19 protein-coding genes are annotated in these 18744 nt (G+C 73.5%); 10 read left to right on the top strand and 9 right to left on the bottom strand.

Features of this window, described 5'->3' with window-relative positions:
- Positions 1 to 36: 36 nt before the first annotated feature.
- Positions 37 to 849, top strand: coding sequence for a chaplin (locus ACFC0G_RS00965; RefSeq protein ID WP_376395112.1), 813 nt, complete (start codon positions 37 to 39; stop codon positions 847 to 849).
- Positions 850 to 941: 92 nt separating this feature from the next.
- Here ACFC0G_RS00965 and ACFC0G_RS00960 read toward each other — a convergent pair whose 3' ends face one another.
- From ACFC0G_RS00960 to ACFC0G_RS00950, 3 genes are all read right to left on the bottom strand, one after another.
- Entirely contained in the window at positions 942 to 1622 is a 681-nt protein-coding gene (locus tag ACFC0G_RS00960) for a DUF2293 domain-containing protein (protein ID WP_376395109.1), read from the bottom strand.
- Positions 1623 to 1647: 25 nt separating this feature from the next.
- The gene (locus ACFC0G_RS00955; RefSeq protein ID WP_376395106.1) at positions 1648 to 2106 is read right to left on the bottom strand and encodes a hypothetical protein; all 459 of its coding nucleotides are present in this window, start codon (positions 2104 to 2106) and stop codon (positions 1648 to 1650) included.
- A gap of 68 nt (positions 2107 to 2174) precedes the next feature.
- Positions 2175 to 3386, bottom strand: coding sequence for a pyridoxal phosphate-dependent aminotransferase (locus ACFC0G_RS00950; protein WP_376395103.1), 1212 nt, complete (start codon positions 3384 to 3386; stop codon positions 2175 to 2177).
- A 91-nt stretch (positions 3387 to 3477) separates the two neighbouring features.
- Here ACFC0G_RS00950 and ACFC0G_RS00945 point away from each other — a divergent pair, with 91 nt between their 5' ends.
- Together ACFC0G_RS00945 and ACFC0G_RS00940 are read left to right on the top strand one after the other, a co-directional pair.
- Positions 3478 to 4128: a winged helix-turn-helix transcriptional regulator gene (locus tag ACFC0G_RS00945; RefSeq protein WP_376395100.1), complete on the top strand. Its 651-nt coding sequence runs from the start codon at positions 3478 to 3480 to the stop codon at positions 4126 to 4128.
- A 99-nt stretch (positions 4129 to 4227) separates the two neighbouring features.
- The gene (locus ACFC0G_RS00940; protein ID WP_376395097.1) at positions 4228 to 4722 is read left to right on the top strand and encodes a cupin domain-containing protein; all 495 of its coding nucleotides are present in this window, start codon (positions 4228 to 4230) and stop codon (positions 4720 to 4722) included.
- Here the strand turns inward: ACFC0G_RS00940 and ACFC0G_RS00935 are convergent.
- Together ACFC0G_RS00935 and ACFC0G_RS00930 are read right to left on the bottom strand one after the other, a co-directional pair.
- A complete protein-coding gene (locus tag ACFC0G_RS00935; RefSeq protein WP_376395094.1) occupies positions 4656 to 5063 on the bottom strand; it encodes a MerR family transcriptional regulator in 408 nt (135 codons plus the stop codon). The two genes, ACFC0G_RS00940 and ACFC0G_RS00935, sit on opposite strands and share 67 nt — an antisense overlap.
- Positions 5064 to 5089: 26 nt before the next feature.
- Positions 5090 to 5842 (bottom strand): SDR family NAD(P)-dependent oxidoreductase, encoded by a 753-nt coding sequence (locus ACFC0G_RS00930; protein ID WP_376395091.1) that lies wholly within the window; start codon positions 5840 to 5842, stop codon positions 5090 to 5092.
- A 95-nt stretch (positions 5843 to 5937) separates the two neighbouring features.
- On the opposite strand from ACFC0G_RS00930, the gene ACFC0G_RS00925 reads away from it, so the two are divergent.
- Positions 5938 to 6582, top strand: coding sequence for a uridine kinase (locus ACFC0G_RS00925; protein ID WP_376396125.1), 645 nt, complete (start codon positions 5938 to 5940; stop codon positions 6580 to 6582).
- Positions 6583 to 6637: 55 nt separating this feature from the next.
- Here ACFC0G_RS00925 and ACFC0G_RS00920 read toward each other — a convergent pair whose 3' ends face one another.
- Positions 6638 to 7570, bottom strand: a complete 933-nt coding sequence (locus ACFC0G_RS00920) for a carbohydrate kinase family protein (RefSeq protein ID WP_376395089.1) — start codon at positions 7568 to 7570, stop codon at positions 6638 to 6640.
- The gene (locus ACFC0G_RS00915) at positions 7567 to 8571 is read right to left on the bottom strand and encodes a pseudouridine-5'-phosphate glycosidase (protein ID WP_376395086.1); all 1005 of its coding nucleotides are present in this window, start codon (positions 8569 to 8571) and stop codon (positions 7567 to 7569) included. Before ACFC0G_RS00915 ends, ACFC0G_RS00920 begins: the two co-directional genes overlap by 4 nt.
- Positions 8572 to 8852: 281 nt before the next feature.
- Here ACFC0G_RS00915 and ACFC0G_RS00910 point away from each other — a divergent pair, with 281 nt between their 5' ends.
- The 4 genes from ACFC0G_RS00910 (at position 8853) to ACFC0G_RS00895 (ending at position 13222) form a co-directional block, all read left to right on the top strand.
- Entirely contained in the window at positions 8853 to 9209 is a 357-nt protein-coding gene (locus ACFC0G_RS00910) for a cupin domain-containing protein (RefSeq protein WP_329624093.1), read from the top strand.
- 279 nt (positions 9210 to 9488) lie between these two features.
- Positions 9489 to 10859 (top strand): discoidin domain-containing protein, encoded by a 1371-nt coding sequence (locus ACFC0G_RS00905; RefSeq protein WP_376395082.1) that lies wholly within the window; start codon positions 9489 to 9491, stop codon positions 10857 to 10859.
- Positions 10859 to 12220 carry an MFS transporter gene (locus ACFC0G_RS00900; protein WP_376395079.1) on the top strand — a complete coding sequence of 454 codons (1362 nt, stop codon included), beginning with the start codon at positions 10859 to 10861 and terminating at the stop codon, positions 12218 to 12220. The genes ACFC0G_RS00905 and ACFC0G_RS00900 overlap by 1 nt, the downstream gene beginning before the upstream one ends.
- 3 nt (positions 12221 to 12223) lie before the next feature.
- Complete coding sequence (locus ACFC0G_RS00895; RefSeq protein ID WP_376395076.1) at positions 12224 to 13222, top strand: hypothetical protein; 999 nt, start codon at positions 12224 to 12226, stop codon at positions 13220 to 13222.
- Positions 13223 to 13257: 35 nt separating this feature from the next.
- Here the strand turns inward: ACFC0G_RS00895 and ACFC0G_RS00890 are convergent, their stop codons facing one another.
- Both ACFC0G_RS00890 and ACFC0G_RS00885 read right to left on the bottom strand, forming a co-directional pair.
- The gene (locus ACFC0G_RS00890) at positions 13258 to 14550 is read right to left on the bottom strand and encodes an MFS transporter (protein ID WP_376395074.1); all 1293 of its coding nucleotides are present in this window, start codon (positions 14548 to 14550) and stop codon (positions 13258 to 13260) included.
- A 152-nt stretch (positions 14551 to 14702) separates the two neighbouring features.
- Entirely contained in the window at positions 14703 to 15269 is a 567-nt protein-coding gene (locus tag ACFC0G_RS00885) for a methylated-DNA--[protein]-cysteine S-methyltransferase (RefSeq protein ID WP_376395071.1), read from the bottom strand.
- Positions 15270 to 15510: 241 nt separating this feature from the next.
- Here ACFC0G_RS00885 and ACFC0G_RS00880 point away from each other — a divergent pair, with 241 nt between their 5' ends.
- Complete coding sequence (locus ACFC0G_RS00880) at positions 15511 to 16410, top strand: MHYT domain-containing protein (RefSeq protein ID WP_376395068.1); 900 nt, start codon at positions 15511 to 15513, stop codon at positions 16408 to 16410.
- An 82-nt stretch (positions 16411 to 16492) separates the two neighbouring features.
- Entirely contained in the window at positions 16493 to 18628 is a 2136-nt protein-coding gene (uvrB, locus tag ACFC0G_RS00875; protein WP_376395065.1) for an excinuclease ABC subunit UvrB, read from the top strand.
- Positions 18629 to 18744 lie beyond the last annotated feature (116 nt).

The following is an 18744-nucleotide window of genomic DNA, read 5'->3' as shown; positions in this document are numbered from 1 at the left end:
CACTTGCCCGTGTACACCTCCGGAAGGCAGGAAGCCATGAGGCAGATTCGCCGAAGTGGTCTGGCCACACTGATGGTCACGGGTGGGGCGCTCGCGCTCTCGGCGGGCGCCGCGCACGCCGACGCCGATGCCCAGGGCGCCGCGGTCGGTTCGCCGGGAGTGATCTCCGGCAATACGGTCCAGCTGCCCGTCCACGTGCCGGTCAACGTCTGTGGCAACACGGTCAACGTCATCGGGCTGCTCAACCCGGCGGCCGGCAACAGCTGTGCCAACAAGTCGGCCGCGCCCGAGCCCGGCGGCTACGGCGAGGAGGACGGCGGCGGCCGGTCGCACAAGGACCTGCCCGGCACCCCGCGGGGCGGCGAGCAGGGCGGCTCCCACGGGGGCGGCTCCTCCGACGGCGGTTCCTCCAACGGCGGCGGCGCCTCGGCCGAGACGCACACCCAGGGTTCCCCCGGCATCCTCTCCGGCAACGGCATCCAGCTGCCGATCGACCTCCCCGTGAACGTCGTCGGGAACTCGGTCAACGTCGTCGGCATCGGCAACCCGGCCGTCGGCAACACCGGGGTCAACGGCCCCGCCAAGCCCGCGCAGCCGATCGAGAAGCCGACGCCGCGTCCGCAGACGCCCGTCAAGAACGTGCCGGGTCCGCGTGCCGAGGAGACCGTGAAGCCCGCCCCCGCGCCCGTACCCGCCTCGGCCCACGCGCCGCAGGGCGAGTCCGAGTCGGTCGCGCTGGCCTCCACGGGTTCGGACACCGTCGGCTACGCCGCCGCGGGGAGCGCCGCGCTGCTGCTCGGCGGCGCCCTGATGTACCGCCGCGCCCGCCGTGCCGGAGACCAGGCCTGACGGTCTCCTCCCTCCCGTCGGGGACCGGACCCGAGGGCCGTCGGCCTTCGCGCCCCGACCGACGCGGCTGACCCCCGAGCCGTCAGCCGCGTCTACCGGACGCGCCGTTCCTCGGCGCCGTCCCGCCAGGCCCGGAGCACCGTCTCGATGGCGGGGGCGACCCTCGTCCGGGCCTGGTGCCGGGGGACCCCCTGCATCAGCAGGGTGTCGTACGGGGTGTCGACATGCCGTACGGAGGCGCGTACGGCGGCGGTGACGGCGCCCCGGTCGAGCGACCGGCCCGCGGCCGTGCGCCCCACGCGCCCGCTGCCCTTCGCCGACGCGTGCTCGGAGATCTCCGTGGCCCGGTCGTCCGGACAGGACGGGAAGAGGCGGAGGATCTCGGCCCGCAGCGTCGCCGTGACCTCGGCGTCGAGCGTCGCGCGCCGCGCCGCGTCCCGGGCCCGCCGCCTGGCCCGCGCCTCCGCGTCCGCCAGGCAGGCCGCCTCCGCCCGTGCCAGGGCCGCCTCTTCGACGAGCAGGCCCTGACGCTCGTACCGCGTACGGCGCCGGTTGTGCCGGACGACCACGGCCCAGAGGGCGCTGCCCTCCCGGGCGCGCCGGGTGAGCGCCGTGTCGCCCCGGCGCAGGAACACCAGGTGTCCGAGATCGGCGCAGTCCAGGCAGACCGGCGCGTTGAACTCGACGATCATCCGCTCCAGCGGCCCCTGGTGGCACTCCGAGCAGCGGCGACGCTTGAGCGGTTCGACGACGACGGGTGCGACGAGGTCCATGGCCGGTCCTCCCTCGGGTCGTTCCTCAGCGGACGCCGGGCGCGGCTGCGGCGATGAACGTGGCGAGCGCTTCCTTCGCCTGCTCCGAGCGGCGGGCCCGGTCCGCCTCGTCGACCGCCTCGTGCATGCAATGGGAGTCCACGAAGGCCGCCTCGGCCAACTGGCGGACCTCCGGGTCGTCGCACACCAACTGGACGCGGAAGAGGGCCTGTCGGGCGGCGGTGCGCTGCCGGTAGGAGGCGTGGCGGGACTCCTCGGCCGCCTCCGAGCCGGGGTGCTGGAGAGCCCGGAACCAGCGGTCGTTCTGGCTGTGCCGGTAGTCGACGACCGCGCCGGCGAAGGCGCTGTAGGTGGCGATCCGTTCCTGGCGGAGCTGTTCGGTGCGGGCGAGCGCGGCCGTGCGCTCGGTGGCCCGCCCCTGGAACCAGTGTGTGAAGACGGCACCCAACAGGGTTCCCGCCACGGCTATCAGCGCCGCATCCATGACCCGCCGCCCTCCCCATCCCCTCGGCGTTCGGACCCGTAGATCATGACAGCCGAGGGGGCGGGACGTCACTGCCGGTAGCTGCTCAGGAAGCGGCCGATGCGGCTGATGGCGGCGTCGAGGTCGTCGGCGTACGGCAGGGTCAGGATGCGGAAGTGGTCCGGGCGCGGCCAGTTGAAGCCCGTGCCCTGGACGACCTGGATCTTCTCCCGCAGGAGCAGGTCGAGGACGAACTTCTCGTCGTCGTGGATCTTGTGCACGGCGGGGTCGAGGCGCGGGAAGGCGTACAGCGCACCCTTGGGCTTCACGCAGGAGACGCCGGGGATCTCGTTGAGCTTCTCCCAGGCCCGGTCGCGCTGTTCGAGGAGCCGCCCGCCGGGGGCGGTGAGCTCGTGGATCGACTGCCGGCCGCCGAGCGCGGCCTGGATGGCGTACTGGGCGGGGGCGTTGGGGCAGAGCCGCATGGAGGCCAGCATGGTGAGGCCCTCCAGGTAGTTCCTGGCCTGCTGCTTCGGCCCGCTGACGACCAGCCAGCCGGAGCGGAAGCCCGCCACCCGGTACGTCTTGGAGAGTCCGCCGAAGGTGAGGACGACCAGGTCCTGGGCGAGGGAGGCGGCGGGGTAGTGGACGGCCTCGTCGTAGACGATCTGGTCGTAGATCTCGTCGGCGAAGACCATCAGGCCGTGGCGGCGGGCGAGATCGAGGATGCCCTCGACGATCTCCTTCGGGTAGACCGCCCCGGTGGGGTTGTTGGGGTTGATGATGACGACGGCCCGGGTCCGGTCGGTGATCTTCGACGCCATGTCGTCGAGGTCCGGGTACCAGTCGGCCGACTCGTCGCAGAGGTAGTGCACCGCCTTGCCGCCCGCGAGGGTGGTGACCGCCGTCCAGAGGGGGAAGTCGGGGGCGGGGATCAGGACTTGGTCGCCGTCCTCCAGGAGCGCCTGGACGGCCATGGAGACCAGCTCCGACACGCCGTTGCCCAGGAAGACGTCGTCGACGTCGACCTCGGGCAGGCCCATGGCCTGGTAGCGCTGGGCGACGGCGCGGCGGGCCGAGAGGATGCCGCGCGAGTCCGTGTAGCCATGGGCCTTCGGGAGCATCCGGATCATGTCCTGGACGATCTCCTCGGGTGCCTCGAACCCGAAGAGCGCCGGGTTTCCGGTGTTGAGGCGCAGGACGCTGTGGCCCGCCTCCTCCAGCGCGTTGGCGTGCTCGATCACCGGGCCGCGGATCTCGTAGCAGACCTCGCTCAGCTTGCTCGACTGCCGGAACTCCATGTCCGACCTCCCCAGGTCCCCGGAATCAGTGATGCTTGGTTTTACCAAGTTCGAGCTTGGAAAGTCCAACAACATGTCTAGACTGCGTCGCATGCCACGTCAGCCACGCCGCCGCAGCTACGACCAGCACTGCGCCGCAGCGCGCGCCCTCGACCTCGTCGGCGACCGCTGGACCCTGCTCGTCGTCCGCGAACTCCTCGCCGGGCCGCGCCGCTACACCGACCTCCACGCCGACCTGCCCGGCGTCAGCACGGACATGCTCGCCGGCCGCCTCAAGGACATGGAGAGCACCGGACTCGTCACCCGCCGCCGACTGCCCCCGCCCGCCTCGGCCTCCGTCTACGAACTCACCCCGCGCGGCCGGGACCTGCTGCCCGTCCTGCGCTCGCTCGCCGCGTGGGGAGCGCCCGACCTGGGCGAACCGCGGCCGACCGACGCCGTCCGCGCGCACTGGTACGCGATCCCGCTCCTCGGCCCGCTCGCGGAGCTGGGTGCGGGAGTCGTCCAGGTGACCCTGGACGAGGGGGAGTTCCACGTACGGATCGACGGCGACGGCGGTGTGCAGTACGGGGACGGGGTGTACGAAGGCGGCGGTGCGGGCGGTGCGGCGGGTGGTGGTCCCGACGCCTGGCTGCGGACCGACGCGGCGACCTGCCGGGCCCTCGCGGAAGGGGAGTTGACGCTCGCCGGGGCGATCGAGTCGGGGCGCGCCGCCCTCGAACGGCCCACCCGCGTTCCTTGATCAAATCCCTGTCCGAGACCCAGCGCTTCCGGATAGCGTGTGGCCGTTTCGGCGGCCGTCGAACGGACGGCCGCTCCACGGACTCGGAGAGGAATCGTCATGGGGCTGGGGCAAGAGATACGTGAGGCGGGGCGCGGCGCGCGCCTGCGCAGAACCCTCCTCGTCGCGGGCGCGGTGGCCGCGGTGGCGGTCGTACCGTCCGCCGCGCTGGCCACGCCCGGCAGCGGCGTCACCGGAACCGTGCTCGCCAAGGGCACCTCGGACGGCAAGCTGAAGATCACGCCCCCCAAGGGCGACACCGACGTGGTCGTCCGCACCATCACCCTCGCCCCCGGCGGCTCCACGGGCTGGCACCACCACCCCGGACAGCTCGTCGCCGTCGTCCAGGCCGGCACGCTCACCCGCACCCTCGACGACTGCTCGGTCGAAGTGACCCCGACGGGCCGGGCGTTCATCGAGCCCTCGGGCGGGAAGCACGTCCACATCGGCCGCAACCTCGGCACCGAGCCGGTCGTCCTGTACGTGACCTACCTGCTGCCGAAGGGGGCGCCGCTCTCGGTCGACGAGCCGGCTCCCGCCTGCGCCCAGGGCTGAGCGCCCGCCAGGGACGCCGCGAGCCGGTCCCGGGCCGCCGTCTGCGCAGCGATCCGCGCGTCGATGACGGCCAGCCGCTCGCGGGCGATCTCCAGCCCCCGGGCGGACGGCGGGGCCGACGCGACGTCCCCGTCGAGGCACGAGCGGAACGCCGACACGTCGTCCAGCGTGAGCCCGGCGTCCAGCAGGTAACGGATGTTCGACACGCGCGCGACGGCCCCTTCCCCGTACGCCCGGTACCCGTTGTCCGCACGGGCCGAGGTGATCAGCCCCGCCTGCTCGTAGTGGCGCAGCGCGCGGGGCGACACCCCTGTCCGCCGGGCCAGTTCACCGATGCGCAAGGACGCCACCTCCTCGCGCAGTCGTATCACGTGACCAGCGCGCCCCCGTCGACGGGCAGGACCGTGCCGGTCAGGAAGCCGGCGTCGGGCGCGGCGAGCAGGGTGATCGCCCGGGCGACCTCCTCGGGCCTGCCGATGCGGCCCAGCGGGGTGTGGGCGAGCTGCCACGCCCGCAGCGACGCCAAACGCTCGGGGGAGAGGCCCATGTGCTCGGCGATCGGGGTCTCGATCGCGCCCGGCGCGACGGCCACCACGCGGACGCCGGCGGGCGCGAGCTCCAGCGCCCAGCAGCGGGTCAGGGTCTCCAGGGCGCTCTTCGTCGCCGGATACACGGAGTTGGCCGGCCAGCCGCGCTGCCCGATCGCCGTCGACACGTTCACGACCACGCCCCGGGAGTCCTTGAGCGCGGGGACGGCGGCCTGGGTGAGGAGGACCGGGGCGACGAGGTTGGTCTCCAGGAGCGGGGTGATCACCGAGCGGTCGAGCGTGCCGAGCGGGCCGCCGAGGGAGATCCCGGCGTTGTTGACGAGGACGTCGAGTCGGCCGTGCGCGGTCACCGCCGCTTCGACGATCTCCTCGGCGGCCCCCTCCGCCGTCACGTCCGCGACGAACGGGCGGATCCCGGGGTGCCCCTCGGCGGCCTCGCACAGCGGCTCCTTCCTGCGGCCGACGGCGACGACCGTCGCCCCCTGCCCGGCGAAGGCGCGCGCGGTGGCCCGGCCGATGCCGGTGCCCGCGCCGGTGACGACGACGACCCTGGTGGGTGTGATGGTGTCCATGAATCCGATGGTCGAACAGTGACGCCAGTGACAAGGTCAAGCCGGGGCGGGGGCAACGCGCCGGGACGAGGGAAGCGGCGGGCAGGATGAGTGGGATGCGATACGAGGCGATCACCTGGGAACGGCTGGCCGGCACGCTCGCCGGGCACCTTGACGCGGCCACGCCCGGCGACGGCGGGCCATGGCTCAAGGTCGGCATCGACGGGCCGCCCGCCGCACCCGGCGACGAGCTCGCCGGGCTCCTCGCCGAGGCGCTCCGGGCGCGCGGGCGAGCCGTCCACGTGGCCGGGACCGGCGGCTTCCTGCGCCCGGCTTCGCTCCGGTACGAGTACGGGAAGCGGGACCCCGACGCGTACTACGACGGGTGGACCGACATCGGGGCCCTGTGGCGCGAGGTCTTCGCCCCGCTGGAACCCGGCGGCACCGGACGCGTGCTGCCCGACCTGTGGGACCCGGCCACGGACCGGGCGACCCGCAGCCCGTACGTGACACTGCCGCCCGGCGGGGTGCTCCTGCTCCACGGGCCGTTCCTCCTCGGCCACTGGTTCCCCTTCGACCTCACCGTGCACCTGCGGCTCTCGGCCGCCGCCCTCGCCCGGCGCACCGAGGAATCCTGGACGCTGCCCGCCTTCGCCCGGTACGAGACGGAGGTCGGCCCCGCCACGACCGCCGACGCCGTCGTCCGCGCCGACGACCCACGCCACCCGGCCTGGACCGGGCTGGGTGGCGTGGAGAGTTAGGGGCTGCCCGGCGGATCATGGCCGGGGTCGCGGGGCCTGATCCGCCGGACAGGCCCTAGGGGGCCGTTTCGGGGGCGGGACCCGGGGGTCTGCCTCCCACGACGGTGACCGCCTCCGCGCCCGCGCGGCACCCCGCCTCCGCGGCCTTCACCGCGTCCGCGCCCGCGAGCCGGGCCGCCAGGAAGGCCCCGGTGAACGCGTCGCCCGCGCCCGTCGAGTCCACGCGTCGCTCCGGCGGCACCGGGGGCGCGGCCACCCGCGCCGTGACCGCGCCGTCCTCGGCGACCAGCGCGCCCGCCGCTCCGAGGGTGACCACGACCAGTGGATGGTGCCGGCTCAGCTCCGCGGCCGCCGCCTCCGGTTCACGGCCCCCGGCCAGGAGCCGGGCCTCGTCGGCGTTGGGCAGCAGCACGTCGGCGCCCGCCGTCGCCGCCAGGAACCGGTCCACCCCCAGCTCCGCGAGGAAGCCCGCGGAGGCCGGGTCCACACTCACCGGAACGCCTGCCTCCCGCGCGTCCCGCAGCGCCCGCCGGGCCGTCTCGCGGCTCGTCGGGGCGAAGAACAGATAGCCGGACAGGTGCAGCGCGGCCACGCCGTCGAGCAGGCCGGCGGTCCAGTCGGCGGGGGAGAGGCGCAGCGCGGCGCCGCTGTCGGTGAGGAAGGTCCGCTCGGCCGAGGCGTCGACGAGCGCGATCACGGTGGCCGTCGCCGCCTCCGCGTCCGCGACGAGGAGTGGGTGCACCCCCGCCCGTCGCAGTGCGCGCTCGTGCCAGTCCGCCGCGTCCGTCCCGACCCGGCCGAGCAGCCGTACCTCCCCGCATCCGGAGCGGACCGCCCAGCAGGCCGCGTTGGCCCCGGCGCCGCCCGGGAGGGTACGGATCTCCGCCGCCGTGTCCGTCGCGGGCGCGAGGGGCGTCCGGTGCCGGGCGACGACGTCCGTCACCACGTCCCCGACGACCAGCAGCGCGCCGCGCCCCCGCCGCCTCACCGGCCGCCCGCGCCGGCCGCTTCCGTGCCGGCCGCGTCGAGGTCGCCCGCCCCCGTGCCGCTCGCCCCTGTGCCGCCCGCCCCCTTGTCCGGCGCCCCCGCGCCGTACGCCGTCGCGATCCGGGCCGCGAGCCGCACGTTGCCCCGTACCGCCGCGAGGTTCGCCTCCAGGGACGCCCCTTCCGTGTGCACCGTCAGGTAGTCGAGCAGGAACGGCGTCACCGCCTGCCCCGTGATCGCCTTCTCCTTCGCCGCCGCCAGGCCCTGCGCGAGGACCCGGTCGTGGAGGGCCGGGTCCAACTGCTCCGTCTCCGGCACCGGGTTGGCCACGACGAGCGCCGCACGCGGCCCGCCGAGCGCGTCCTGGGCCCGTATGACCGCCGCCACCTCCTCCGGGGTCCGCAGGGTCCAGTCGACGGGCTCGCCCGAGGAGGACAGGTAGAACCCGGGGAAGTGCTCCGTGCCGTACCCGACGACCGTCACCCCCAGGGTCTCCAGACGCTGCAGCGTCGCCGGCACGTCGAGGATCGACTTCACCCCCGCGCACACCACCGTGATCCCGACCCCGGCGAGCAGCCGCAGGTCGGCCGATTCGTCCTGGGTCTCGCTCCAGCCGCGGTGCACACCGCCGAGGCCGCCGGTCGCGAACACCCGCAGGCCCGCCGCGTCCGCGAGCCACGCCGTCGCCGAGACCGTCGTCGCGCCCGTCACCCCGGCCGCCAGGGCCGGGGCCAGATCGCGGTGGCCCAGCTTCCGCACCGACGGGTCCTCGGCGATCCGGGTCAGGGCCGTCCGGTCCAGGCCCACCCGGGCGGTGCCGTCGATCACGGCGACGGTGGCGGGGACGGCGCCCCCGGCCCGTACGAGCTCCTCCAGCTCCAGGGCCACGGCGAGGTTGCGCGGGCGGGGCAGACCGTGGGCGATGATCGTCGATTCCAGCGCGACGACGGGACGGCCCTCGTGGAGCGCCTCCCGTACCTCTTCGGACACCTGTGTGGACATGTCCCATTCCTGGCGCGACCACGGGCCCCGCAAACCTCGGTGGCGAGCTCCTGCCACACGGTGTGCGGCCCCGGGTGCGGCTGCGGAATCCGTGACGGCGGATCCGCTCCTGCGGCGGAGCGCCGTCGCGGGCCCCGGCGCGCCTTGCCGGGAGCGTGGTGCGGAATCCGTCGCCGTCGCCGTATTCGGGTAAGTCGCCTGGTAGGGGCCGAAGCGGAGTGATCTATTCCACCCGATCCCGGTCCTCGGGCCGCTCCGGACCCCCGCTACAGTCACCGCCCATGACGACACATGACGTGCCTTCCTTCGCCGTGCACATCCCCGACGCGGAGCTTGAGGCCGACCCCCTCGACCCCGCCCAGATCGTCTCCGGCACGCCCGAGGTGACGGGCAAGGTGCTGTGGGAGTCCGCCGACGGCAAGCAGGTGCGCGGCATCTGGCAGATCACCCCCGGCGTCGTCACCGACACCGAGGCCAATGAGCTCTTCGTGGTGGTCAGCGGACGCGCGACCGTCGCCGTCGAGGGCGGGGAGACGCTGGAGATCGGCCCCGGCGACGCCTGCGTGCTGCGCGAGGGCGACCGGACGACCTGGACCGTGCACGAGACCCTGCGCAAGGCGTACCACATCAGTCTCTGAAGCCTCTGAGGTTTCTGAGGCTCGCTCTCACCGGCTCCGAAATCGGCGGGAGCCGTGGGGAGTTGAGGGTCTGGTAGGAAACCTTCCTATCGGCTAGCATCCCGGCCAGCGGCTTGGCGCGGCGCCCGTCCCCCCGGGCGTGACGCGCTCAGCGAGAGCTCTGACCCGGCCGCCGAGCACCGCCCCGCCGCGTGGCGCCCGAATCGCCACGCGGCCGGGCCGGCGTGCTCCGCACCGGTGTCCAGCTCTCGCCGACCCCTCAGGCCAGGGAGCCCAGGTATGCGCCTGTACGCCTCCACACCACCGCGCAGCACCCCCACCACCAGCCCCACCACCCCCCTCACCACCACCCGTCTGACCCTCGTCCTCACCGCCGTCCTGCTGCTCGTCGGCGGACTCCTCCTCGCCCACCCGGACCGGGCCGGCGCCGCCGCCGACTCCCTGATCTCCCAGGGCCGGCCGGCCACCGCCTCCTCCGTCGAGGACGGCACGTTCGGCCCGGAGAAGGCCTTCGACGGCGTCTCCACCACCCGCTGGGCCAGCGCCGAGGGCTCCGACCCCCAGTGGATCCGGGTCGACCTCGGCTCCTCGGCCACCGTCTCCCGCGTCCGCCTCGTCTGGGAGGCCGCCTACGCCAAGGCCTACCGCGTCGAGATCTCCGAGGACGGCACCACCTGGACCCGCCTCGCCACCGAGACCGCCGGGAACGGCGCCACGGACGACTGGACCGGACTCACCGGCAAGGGCCGTCACCTGCGTGTCTACGGGACCGCGCGCGGCACCTCGTACGGCTACTCCCTCTTCGCCGTGGAGGTGTACGGCACGACCGGCACCACGACCCCGCCCACCGGCGCCTTCACCGTCGTCGCGGCCGGGGACATCGCCGCCCAGTGCACGGCCTCCAGCAGCTCCTGCGCCCACCCCAAGACGGCGGCCCTGGCGCAGCGGATCGCCCCGTCCTTCTACCTGACGATGGGTGACAACCAGTACGACGACGCCCTGATCTCCGACTTCCGGGCCTACTACGACAAGACGTGGGGCGTCTTCAAGGCGAAGACCCGGCCGGTGCCCGGCAACCACGAGACCTACGACCCGGCCGGCTCCCTCGCCGGCTACAAGGCGTACTTCGGCGCCATCGCCTACCCCCAGGGCAAGCCCTACTACAGCTACGACCAGGGCAACTGGCACTTCGTCGCCCTCGACTCCAACTCCTTCGACGACCCCGCGCAGATCCAGTGGCTCAAGGACGACCTCGCGCGGAACACCAAGGGCTGCCTCGCCGCCTACTTCCACCACCCCCTGTACTCCTCCGGCGGCCACGGCAACGACCCCGTCTCCCGGCCGGTCTGGCAGATCCTGTACGGCGCCAAGGCCGACCTCGTGCTCAACGGACACGACCACCACTACGAGCGGTTCGCCCCGCAGGACCCGAACGGGCGCGCCACCGCCGACGGCATCGTCGAGATCGTCGGCGGCATGGGCGGCGCCGAGCCCTACGCCATCGAGACGGTCCAGCCGAACAGCCAGAAGCGGATCAGCGGCCCGTACGGGGTGCTGAAACTGGACCTCACCGACACCACCTACACCTGGCAGTACGTCGGCACCGACGACCAGGTCAAGGACTCCGGCCCGACCTACACCTGCCACTGATGTACCTCGCGACCACCGGTCGCCGCGGCGCGCCGCCCGCCCCCTCGCGGGGCAGGCGGCGCGTCCCCGGCACCGTCCTCGCGCTCGGCGCGGTCAGCCTGGTCACCGACGTCTCCTCGGAGATGGTGACCGCCGTGCTGCCGCTCTACCTCGTCGTCGGACTCGGCCTCTCCCCGCTCCAGTTCGGACTGCTCGACGGGGTCTCCACCGGCGCCACCGCGCTCGTCCGGATCCTCGGCGGCGCCACCGCCGACCGCGGAGGCCGCCACAAGCAGGTCGCGGGGCTCGGCTACGCCCTCTCGGCCTGCTCCCGGCTGGGCCTCCTCCTCGCGGGCGGCTCGGCCGGCGGGATCGCCGCCGCGCTCGCCGCCGACCGGCTCGGCAAGGGCGTCCGCACGGCTCCGCGCGACGCGCTCATCACCCTGCACAGCCCGCCCGAGGAGCTGGGCCGCGCCTTCGGCACCCACCGGGCCATGGACACCACCGGGGCCCTCCTCGGTCCGCTGGCCGCCTTCGCCCTGCTGTGGGCCACGGCCGAGGCGTACGAGGCGGTCTTCGCCGTCAGCTTCTGCGTCGGGGTCTTCGGCGTCCTGCTGTGGGTGCTGCTGGTCCCGGGGCGGCGACGTGCGGAGGGGCGGCGACGTGTGGCGGGGCCGGGGCCGTCGTCGAAGGCGCCGGGCCTCCGGGCCGCCGCCGAGGTCGATGCCGCCGATGCCGCGCCACGCGCGCGTGGCGGGGTCTTCGCCGCGCTGCGCTCGCCCGCGTACCGGCGGATCCTCCTCTGCGCCGCCGTGCTCGGCGCCGCAACCGTCGGCGACGCCTTCCTGTACCTGCTGCTCCAGCGACGGCTCGAACTCGACGCCACCTGGTTCCCGTTCCTGCCGCTGGGCGCCGCCGGCGTCTATCTGCTGCTCGCCGTCCCGGCGGGCCGCCTCGCCGACCGCGTCGGGCGCCGCCGGCCGCTCCTGTACGGGCACGGGGCGCTGCTCCTCGCGTACGGCCTGCTCCTCGCCCCCGTACCGGACGCCCTCCTCCTCGGGGGCGTCCTCGTGCTGATCGGCACCTTCTACGCGGCCACCGACGGCGTCCTGATGGCCCTGACCGGGCCCTTCCTCGCCGAGGGGCGTCAGGCGGGCGGCCTCGCGCTCGTCCAGACCGCGCAGGCGCTGGCCCGGCTCGGCGCCGCCGTCGCGTTCGGTGCCGTCTGGACGGCGAGCGGTCCGCAGGCGGCACTCGTGGCCGCGCTTCTGGCCCTCGCCGCTGCCCTGTGCTGCGCCACCCGCGTCCTGCCCGCCGAGAGCCCCCTGCCCGCCGACCGGCTCCTGCTCCCTGCCTCGTCCACGACCCTCCGAGAGGACTGACCCATGCCCGCCGTGACCGATGTCCGCCTGTCCCGCCCCGCGCGCGTGTGGATCCTCGTCCTCGCCCTCCTCCTGCTCGGCGGCGGCGCCACCGCCTACACCCTCCGGGCGGCCTCGGGGCGGCAGACCGGGGCCGTCGGGTCCTCGGTGGCCGGCTTCACCCTCGACGGGGGCCGCCCCGGCACGCTCCACGTCCGGGACACCGCGACCGGGCGCGTCGCGCGCGTGGACCCGTCCGCGCCCGGCGGCCGGGTGGCGGGCGGACCCGCCTGCGACCGGTTCCACGCGGCCGGCCCCACCGTCCTCTGCCTCGTGCGCCGGCCGGGCGTCCCGGCCCGCTCGTACGTCCTGGTGCTCGACCGCCGGCTGCGCGAGGTGCGCCGCATCGCGCTGCCGGGCATCCCCAGCCGCGCCCGGGTCTCCGCCTCCGGGCAGATGCTCGCCTGGACGATGTTCGCGACGGGCGACTCCTACGCGCGCTCGTCCTTCTCCACCCGCACGTCCATCCTCGATCTGCGCACCGGCTACCTGGTGAAGAACATCGAGCAGATCCCGCTCACCCTCGGCGGACGCCGGTACCACGCCCCCGACGTCAACTACTGGGGCGTCTCCTTCGCCGCCGACGACAACCGCTTCTACGCCACCGTCTCGACGGACGGGCGCACCCACCTCGTCGAGGGCGACATGAGGAACTGGTCCGCCCGGGCGCTGCGGGAGAACGTCGAATGCCCGTCGCTCTCCCCGGACGGGACCCGCGTCGCCTTCAAGAAGCGCGTCTCCGAAGGCCCGCGCGAGCCGTGGCGGCTGTACGTGTACGACCTGCGCTCCGGGCGCGAGCACGCCGTCGCCGAGCGGCGCGGCATCGACGACCAGGCCCTGTGGACGGACCCGGAGACCCTCGCGTACGGATACGGGGGAGCGGTCTGGTCCGTACCGGCCGACGGGACGGGGGCACCGCGTCGGCTGGCGCCCGGGGCGACCTCCCCGGCGGTGCCGCGCTGAGGGCGACGCCCGCCCGGTCCGCCGGGCCCGCCGGGTCAGGCCTTCCGGAGGGCGCCGCGGACCGCGAGCGCCGCCATCGGCAGCAGCAGGCAGGCGGCGATCGCGTTGAGCGGCCCGTAACCCGCCTGCGAGACGATCAGGCCCGCCGCGAGTCCGCCGACTCCGGCGGCCGTGTTCATGACGAAGTCGGAGAGGCCCTGGACGGCGGCACGCGCGGCCTGCGGCACCGAGTCGGTGAGCAGCGCGGAACCGGACACCAGCCCGGCGGACCAGCCGAGACCGAGGACGAAGAGGCCCAGGGCCGTCTGGCCGTGGCTCGGTCCGGCCGTGCCCGCGATGAGCGCCGCCACGGCGATGAGCCCGACGGCGAGCCCGATCACCGCAAGGCGGCCCAGCCGGTCGGACAGCCAGCCCATCAGGGGCGAGAAGGCGTACATGCCCGCGATGTGACCGCTGATCACGAGACCGATCAGCTGGATGCCCGCGCCGTGGTGGGTCAGCGCCACCGGGGTCATCGACATGATCGAGACCATCGCGGTGTGCGAGGCGGCGACGGTGACGAGGGCGAGCCGGGCCCGCGACGACTCCCGTACGGCCCGCATCCCGGCGCGCAGGGAGCGGCCCTCCGGCTGCTCGCCCGTCCCGGAGTCGGCGAGCGCGCGGGCGGTGAGGAGGGGGTCCGGGCGCAGGAGGAGGGCGACCACGGCCGCCGAGACGACGAAGACGCCCGCGGCCCAGACGAAGGGGCCCGCCGTCGCCGGGATGCCCAGGCCGGACACGCTCTCACCGGCGGGAGCGGCGATGTTCGGTCCGAGCACCGCGCCGATCGTGGTCGCCCACACCACGGTGGAGATGGCCCGGGCCCTGCGGTCGGGCTCGGCGAGGTCGGCGGCGGCGAAGCGGGCCGCCAGGTTGGCCGAGGAGCCGGCGCCGAAGCCGACGAGTCCGACGAGGAGCAGCGGGAAGCTCTCGACGGCCGCGCCGATCACCACCACGACGGCACCCAGCGCCCCGAGCAGATACGCCAGGACCAGCCCCGCCCGGCGGCCTCGCGAGGCCATCAGGGCGGCCAGCGGCATGGCGAGCAGCGCGGGACCGGCCACCGTCGCCGTGGAGGCGAGGCCGGACAGCGCCTCCGTGCCGCTGACGTCCTTGGCCAGGACGGCGGCGAGCGCGACGCCGATGGCGATGCCGAGTCCGCCGAGGATCTGGGTGGCGATGAGGACGGCCTGAATCCGCCGCCGCAGCGCGGGCAGCTCGGCGGCGGTGACGGGAGCGGATATCTCGTCGGGCAGGGTGACGTCAGGGGCGTCGGGGGTGTTGGTCACTTACGTGAGTGTGCCAGCCGTCCCACCCGATGGGAACGCCCCCCAGAGCCTGCCCATGGGACAGGCCACCTGGCCCGCTCCCCTCGGGCTCCGGAGCCTCTCCACGACACAGGCCCCGGCCCGCTCCCCTCGGGCTCCGTCCGGAGCACGCGTCAGAACAGCGGCGCGGGCAGCACACCCTCAAGCGCCAGCAGCTGCCGCTTGGTCTCCAGCCCGCCCCCGAACCCCCCGAGCCCGCCGTCGCTCTCCACCACCCGATGGCACGGCACCACCACCGGCAGCGGATTGGCGCCCATCGCCGCTCCGACCGCCTGCGCCGCGCCGGGCTGCCCCACGCGCCGCGCCAGCTCCCCGTACCCCACGACCGTGCCGTACGGGACGCCGGTCGCCAGCTCGCGCAGCACCTGCCGGTTGAAGCCGGTCGTCAGGCTCCAGTCCAGCGGCAGGTCGAACGCGCGCGGGTCGCCCGCGAAGTACGCGTCGAGCCGGCGTATCGGCTCGGCGAGCAGCCCCGAGGCGCACTCCACCGGCTCCGCCCCGAACCGGCCGGCCAAGCGCTCCAGCATCTGCACCCGCCGCGCCGCGTCGGCGTGGAACTCGACCCGCACCAGACCCCGCCCGGTCGCGGCGAGGAAGAGCGGACCGATGTCGCTCTCCACGACCGACCACTCCACCGCGACGGCCGGCTCTCCGCCCGTCGGCTCCGCTTCGATGTCCATGCCGCCCACGGTACGACCCGCCACTGACAGCCCGACCGGAACAGGCTCCGCCCGGTCACGAGGAGGGCGCCGAGCCGCCGCCCAGATCACGGACCGGTCTCGCTCCGGTCTCACGAGCAGAAATTCCCCGGTCACGTGGTCGTGAGGCTTCCGGCGCGCCATAATCTCGCCCCGGTAGTACTACCCAGCGGTACCGACTGTTTTCGGACGACGTGGCACCAGGGGTGGAGGACACACGCTCATGCAGGGCACGGTCGACGGATTCAGCTACGGCCTCGTCACTCCGGTGGCGGCCTTCATCATGGCCTGCCTCGGCGGCGCCCTCGGTCTGAGGTGCACCACCAGGTCGCTCCGCCACCGTGACAGCTTCAAGGCCGGATGGCTCGCCCTCGGCGCCACCTCCATAGGCACCGGCATCTGGACCATGCACTTCATCGCCATGATGGGCTTCTCGGTCCAGCAGGCGCCCATCAACTACGACCGCCCCATCACCTTCGCCAGCCTGGGCGTCGCCGTCCTCATGGTCGGCATCGGGATCTTCATCGTCGGGTACCGCGGGGCGACCGCCCTCACCCTGGTCACCGGCGGCACGATCACCGGTCTCGGCGTCGCCACGATGCACTACCTCGGCATGGCCGGCATGCGCCTCCACGGCCGCATCGAGTACGACACGCTCACCGTCGCCCTGTCCGTGGTCATCGCCGTCGTGGCCGCCACGGCGGCCCTCTGGGCGGCCGTTTCCGTGCATGGATTTCTGGCCAGTCTCGGTGCGAGCCTGGTGATGGGCGGAGCCGTCAGTGGTATGCACTACACCGCCATGGCGGCCGTCAGCGTCCACCTCCAGGGCGCCCAGGCGCCCGCCGGCACCGGAGACACCGCGACCTCGCTCCTCCTGCCGATGCTGATCGGCCCCGCGGTCTTCCTCATCCTCGCCGCCGTGGTCGTCATGTTCGACCCGCTGCTCGTGATGGGCGACCCGGACTGGCAGCGGCCCGCCGCCCGGAGCGTGCACCGCCCCGGCGTCCCCGCACCGCGCCACGTGCCGTCCTACGGCGAGCCCGCCAACTGGACGGCCCGCCCCGCCGGCCGCGCCGCCCGCAGGAGCGTCCCCCGCGGCGGCCACCGCTCCCAGGACTGGTGACGGGACGCCTTCGGGACACCTCGGGAGGGGGCGGTGAGCCGATCACCGCCCGAGTGTCAGTGCCGGGTCGTACGGTGGTTGCATGCGGCCCGTTTCCAAGATCGAACGTTCGGTGGCGCCTTTCGAGGTCGTCAGCTCCTACCAGCCCAGCGGCGACCAGCCGACGGCCATCGCCGAGCTCGAGCGGCGCATCCGCGCGGGCGAGAAGGACGTCGTGCTCCTCGGCGCCACCGGCACCGGCAAGTCGGCCACCACCGCGTGGATGATCGAGAAGCTCCAGCGCCCCACCCTGGTGATGGCGCCGAACAAGACCCTGGCCGCCCAGCTGGCGAACGAGTTCCGCGAACTCCTGCCGAACAACGCGGTCGAGTACTTCGTCTCGTACTACGACTACTACCAGCCCGAGGCGTACGTCCCCCAGTCGGACACGTACATCGAGAAGGACTCCTCCATCAACGAGGAGGTGGAGCGGCTCCGCCACTCCGCGACGAACTCCCTGCTCACCCGCAGGGACGTCATCGTGGTCGCCTCCGTCTCCTGCATCTACGGCCTCGGCACGCCCCAGGAGTACGTGGACCGGATGGTCCCGCTCAAGGTCGGCGAGGAGATGGACCGCGACCAGCTGCTCCGCCGCTTCGTCGACATCCAGTACACCCGCAACGACCTGGCGTTCACCCGCGGCACCTTCCGGGTCCGCGGCGACACCATCGAGATCTTCCCGGTGTACGAGGAGCTGGCCGTCCGCATCGAGATGTTCGGCGACGAGATCGAGGCCCTCTCCACCCTCCACCCGCTCACCGGCGAGGTCATCAGCGAGGACCGAGAGCTGTACGTCTTCCCCGCCAGCCACTACGTCGCGGGCCCCGAGCGCATGGAGCGCGCGGTCAACGACATCGAGCGCGAGCTGGAGACCCGCCTCGCCGAGCTCGACAAGCAGGGCAAGCACCTGGAGTCCCAGCGCCTGCGCATGCGCACCACGTACGACATCGAGATGATGCGCCAGATCGGCTCCTGCTCCGGCATCGAGAACTACTCGATGCACTTCGACGGCCGCGAGCCCGGCTCCGCGCCGAACACCCTCCTCGACTACTTCCCCGAGGACTTCCTGCTCGTCATCGACGAGTCGCACGTCACCGTGCCGCAGATCGGCGCCATGTACGAGGGCGACGCCTCCCGCAAGCGGACCCTCGTCGACCACGGCTTCCGGCTCCCGTCCGCCCTCGACAACCGCCCGCTGAAGTGGGAGGAGTTCCAGAAGCGGATCGGCCAGACCGTCTACCTCTCGGCGACCCCGGGCACGTACGAACTCTCCCGCGGCGACGGCTTCGTCGAGCAGATCATCCGCCCCACCGGCCTCGTCGACCCCGAGGTCGTCGTCAAGCCGACCGAGGGCCAGATCGACGACCTCGTCCACGAGATCCGGCTGCGCACCGAGAAGGACGAGCGGGTCCTCGTCACCACCCTCACCAAGAAGATGGCCGAGGACCTCACCGACTACTTCCTGGAGCTCGGCATCCAGGTGCGCTACCTCCACAGCGACGTCGACACCCTGCGCCGCATCGAGCTGCTGCGCGAGCTGCGCGCCGGCGAGTACGACGTCCTCGTCGGCATCAACCTCCTCCGGGAAGGCCTCGACCTCCCCGAGGTCTCCCTCGTCGCCATCCTCGACGCCGACAAGCAGGGCTTCCTGCGCTCCGGGACCTCCCTCATCCAGACCATCGGCCGCGCCGCGCGAAACGTCTCGGGCCAGGTCCACATGTACGCGGACCGGATCACCCCGGCGATGGAGCAGGCCATCGACGAGACCAACCGGCGCCGCGAGAAGCAGGTCGCGTACAACACCGCCCACGGCATCGACCCGCAGCCGCTCCGCAAGAAGATCAACGACATCGTCGCGACCATCGCCCGCGAGGAGGTCGACACCGAGGAGCTCCTCGGCAGCGGCTACCGCCAGGGGAAGGACGGAAAGGCCGCCAAGGCACCCGTCCCCTCGCTCGCCGCCCACGGCCCCAAGTCCCGGGGCAAGGCCGGCGGGTCCGGCACGATCGAACTGGGCGACCGGCCCGCCACCGAACTGGCCGCGATCATCGAGGAGATGACCGACCGGATGCGCGCCGCCGCCGCCGAGCTGCAGTTCGAGGTCGCGGCCCGGCTCCGCGACGAAGTGGGAGAGCTGAAGAAGGAGTTGCGCCAGATGAAGGAGGCGGGCATCGCCTGACCGGAGGCGGTCCGGTGTGTTGCAAGACCGACACAAATCCGGACCGCGGTTCTGCGGTGTCAGTACCTCTGCGTAGGGTGCTGGACAACCGCACGCACCGGACAGCGGGCGCGGGG

The sequence above is a fragment of the Streptomyces sp. NPDC056169 genome, assembly GCF_042268445.1.
GTDB lineage: Bacteria > Actinomycetota > Actinomycetes > Streptomycetales > Streptomycetaceae > Streptomyces.
Note: the sequence above shows the minus strand (reverse complement) of the source record. Positions and strands in the feature narration are given on the sequence as shown.

What these genes read in the sequence shown, in the direction of transcription:
- ACFC0G_RS00945 (WP_376395100.1), top strand. Translation starts at nt 3,478, where the DNA reads ATGCCACGTCAGCCACGCCGCCGCAGCTACGACCAGCACTGCGCCGCA.
- ACFC0G_RS00960 (WP_376395109.1), bottom strand. Translation starts at nt 1,622, where the DNA reads ATGGACCTCGTCGCACCCGTCGTCGTCGAACCGCTCAAGCGTCGCCGC.
- ACFC0G_RS00880 (WP_376395068.1), top strand. Translation starts at nt 15,511, where the DNA reads ATGCAGGGCACGGTCGACGGATTCAGCTACGGCCTCGTCACTCCGGTG.
- ACFC0G_RS00940 (WP_376395097.1), top strand. Translation starts at nt 4,228, where the DNA reads ATGGGGCTGGGGCAAGAGATACGTGAGGCGGGGCGCGGCGCGCGCCTG.
- ACFC0G_RS00930 (WP_376395091.1), bottom strand. Translation starts at nt 5,842, where the DNA reads ATGGACACCATCACACCCACCAGGGTCGTCGTCGTCACCGGCGCGGGC.
- ACFC0G_RS00965 (WP_376395112.1), top strand. Translation starts at nt 37, where the DNA reads ATGAGGCAGATTCGCCGAAGTGGTCTGGCCACACTGATGGTCACGGGT.
- uvrB (WP_376395065.1), top strand. Translation starts at nt 16,493, where the DNA reads ATGCGGCCCGTTTCCAAGATCGAACGTTCGGTGGCGCCTTTCGAGGTC.
- ACFC0G_RS00955 (WP_376395106.1), bottom strand. Translation starts at nt 2,106, where the DNA reads ATGGATGCGGCGCTGATAGCCGTGGCGGGAACCCTGTTGGGTGCCGTC.
- ACFC0G_RS00950 (WP_376395103.1), bottom strand. Translation starts at nt 3,386, where the DNA reads ATGGAGTTCCGGCAGTCGAGCAAGCTGAGCGAGGTCTGCTACGAGATC.
- ACFC0G_RS00900 (WP_376395079.1), top strand. Translation starts at nt 10,859, where the DNA reads ATGTACCTCGCGACCACCGGTCGCCGCGGCGCGCCGCCCGCCCCCTCG.
- ACFC0G_RS00925 (WP_376396125.1), top strand. Translation starts at nt 5,938, where the DNA reads ATGCGATACGAGGCGATCACCTGGGAACGGCTGGCCGGCACGCTCGCC.
- ACFC0G_RS00910 (WP_329624093.1), top strand. Translation starts at nt 8,853, where the DNA reads ATGACGACACATGACGTGCCTTCCTTCGCCGTGCACATCCCCGACGCG.
- ACFC0G_RS00915 (WP_376395086.1), bottom strand. Translation starts at nt 8,571, where the DNA reads ATGTCCACACAGGTGTCCGAAGAGGTACGGGAGGCGCTCCACGAGGGC.
- ACFC0G_RS00885 (WP_376395071.1), bottom strand. Translation starts at nt 15,269, where the DNA reads ATGGACATCGAAGCGGAGCCGACGGGCGGAGAGCCGGCCGTCGCGGTG.
- ACFC0G_RS00905 (WP_376395082.1), top strand. Translation starts at nt 9,489, where the DNA reads ATGCGCCTGTACGCCTCCACACCACCGCGCAGCACCCCCACCACCAGC.
- ACFC0G_RS00895 (WP_376395076.1), top strand. Translation starts at nt 12,224, where the DNA reads ATGCCCGCCGTGACCGATGTCCGCCTGTCCCGCCCCGCGCGCGTGTGG.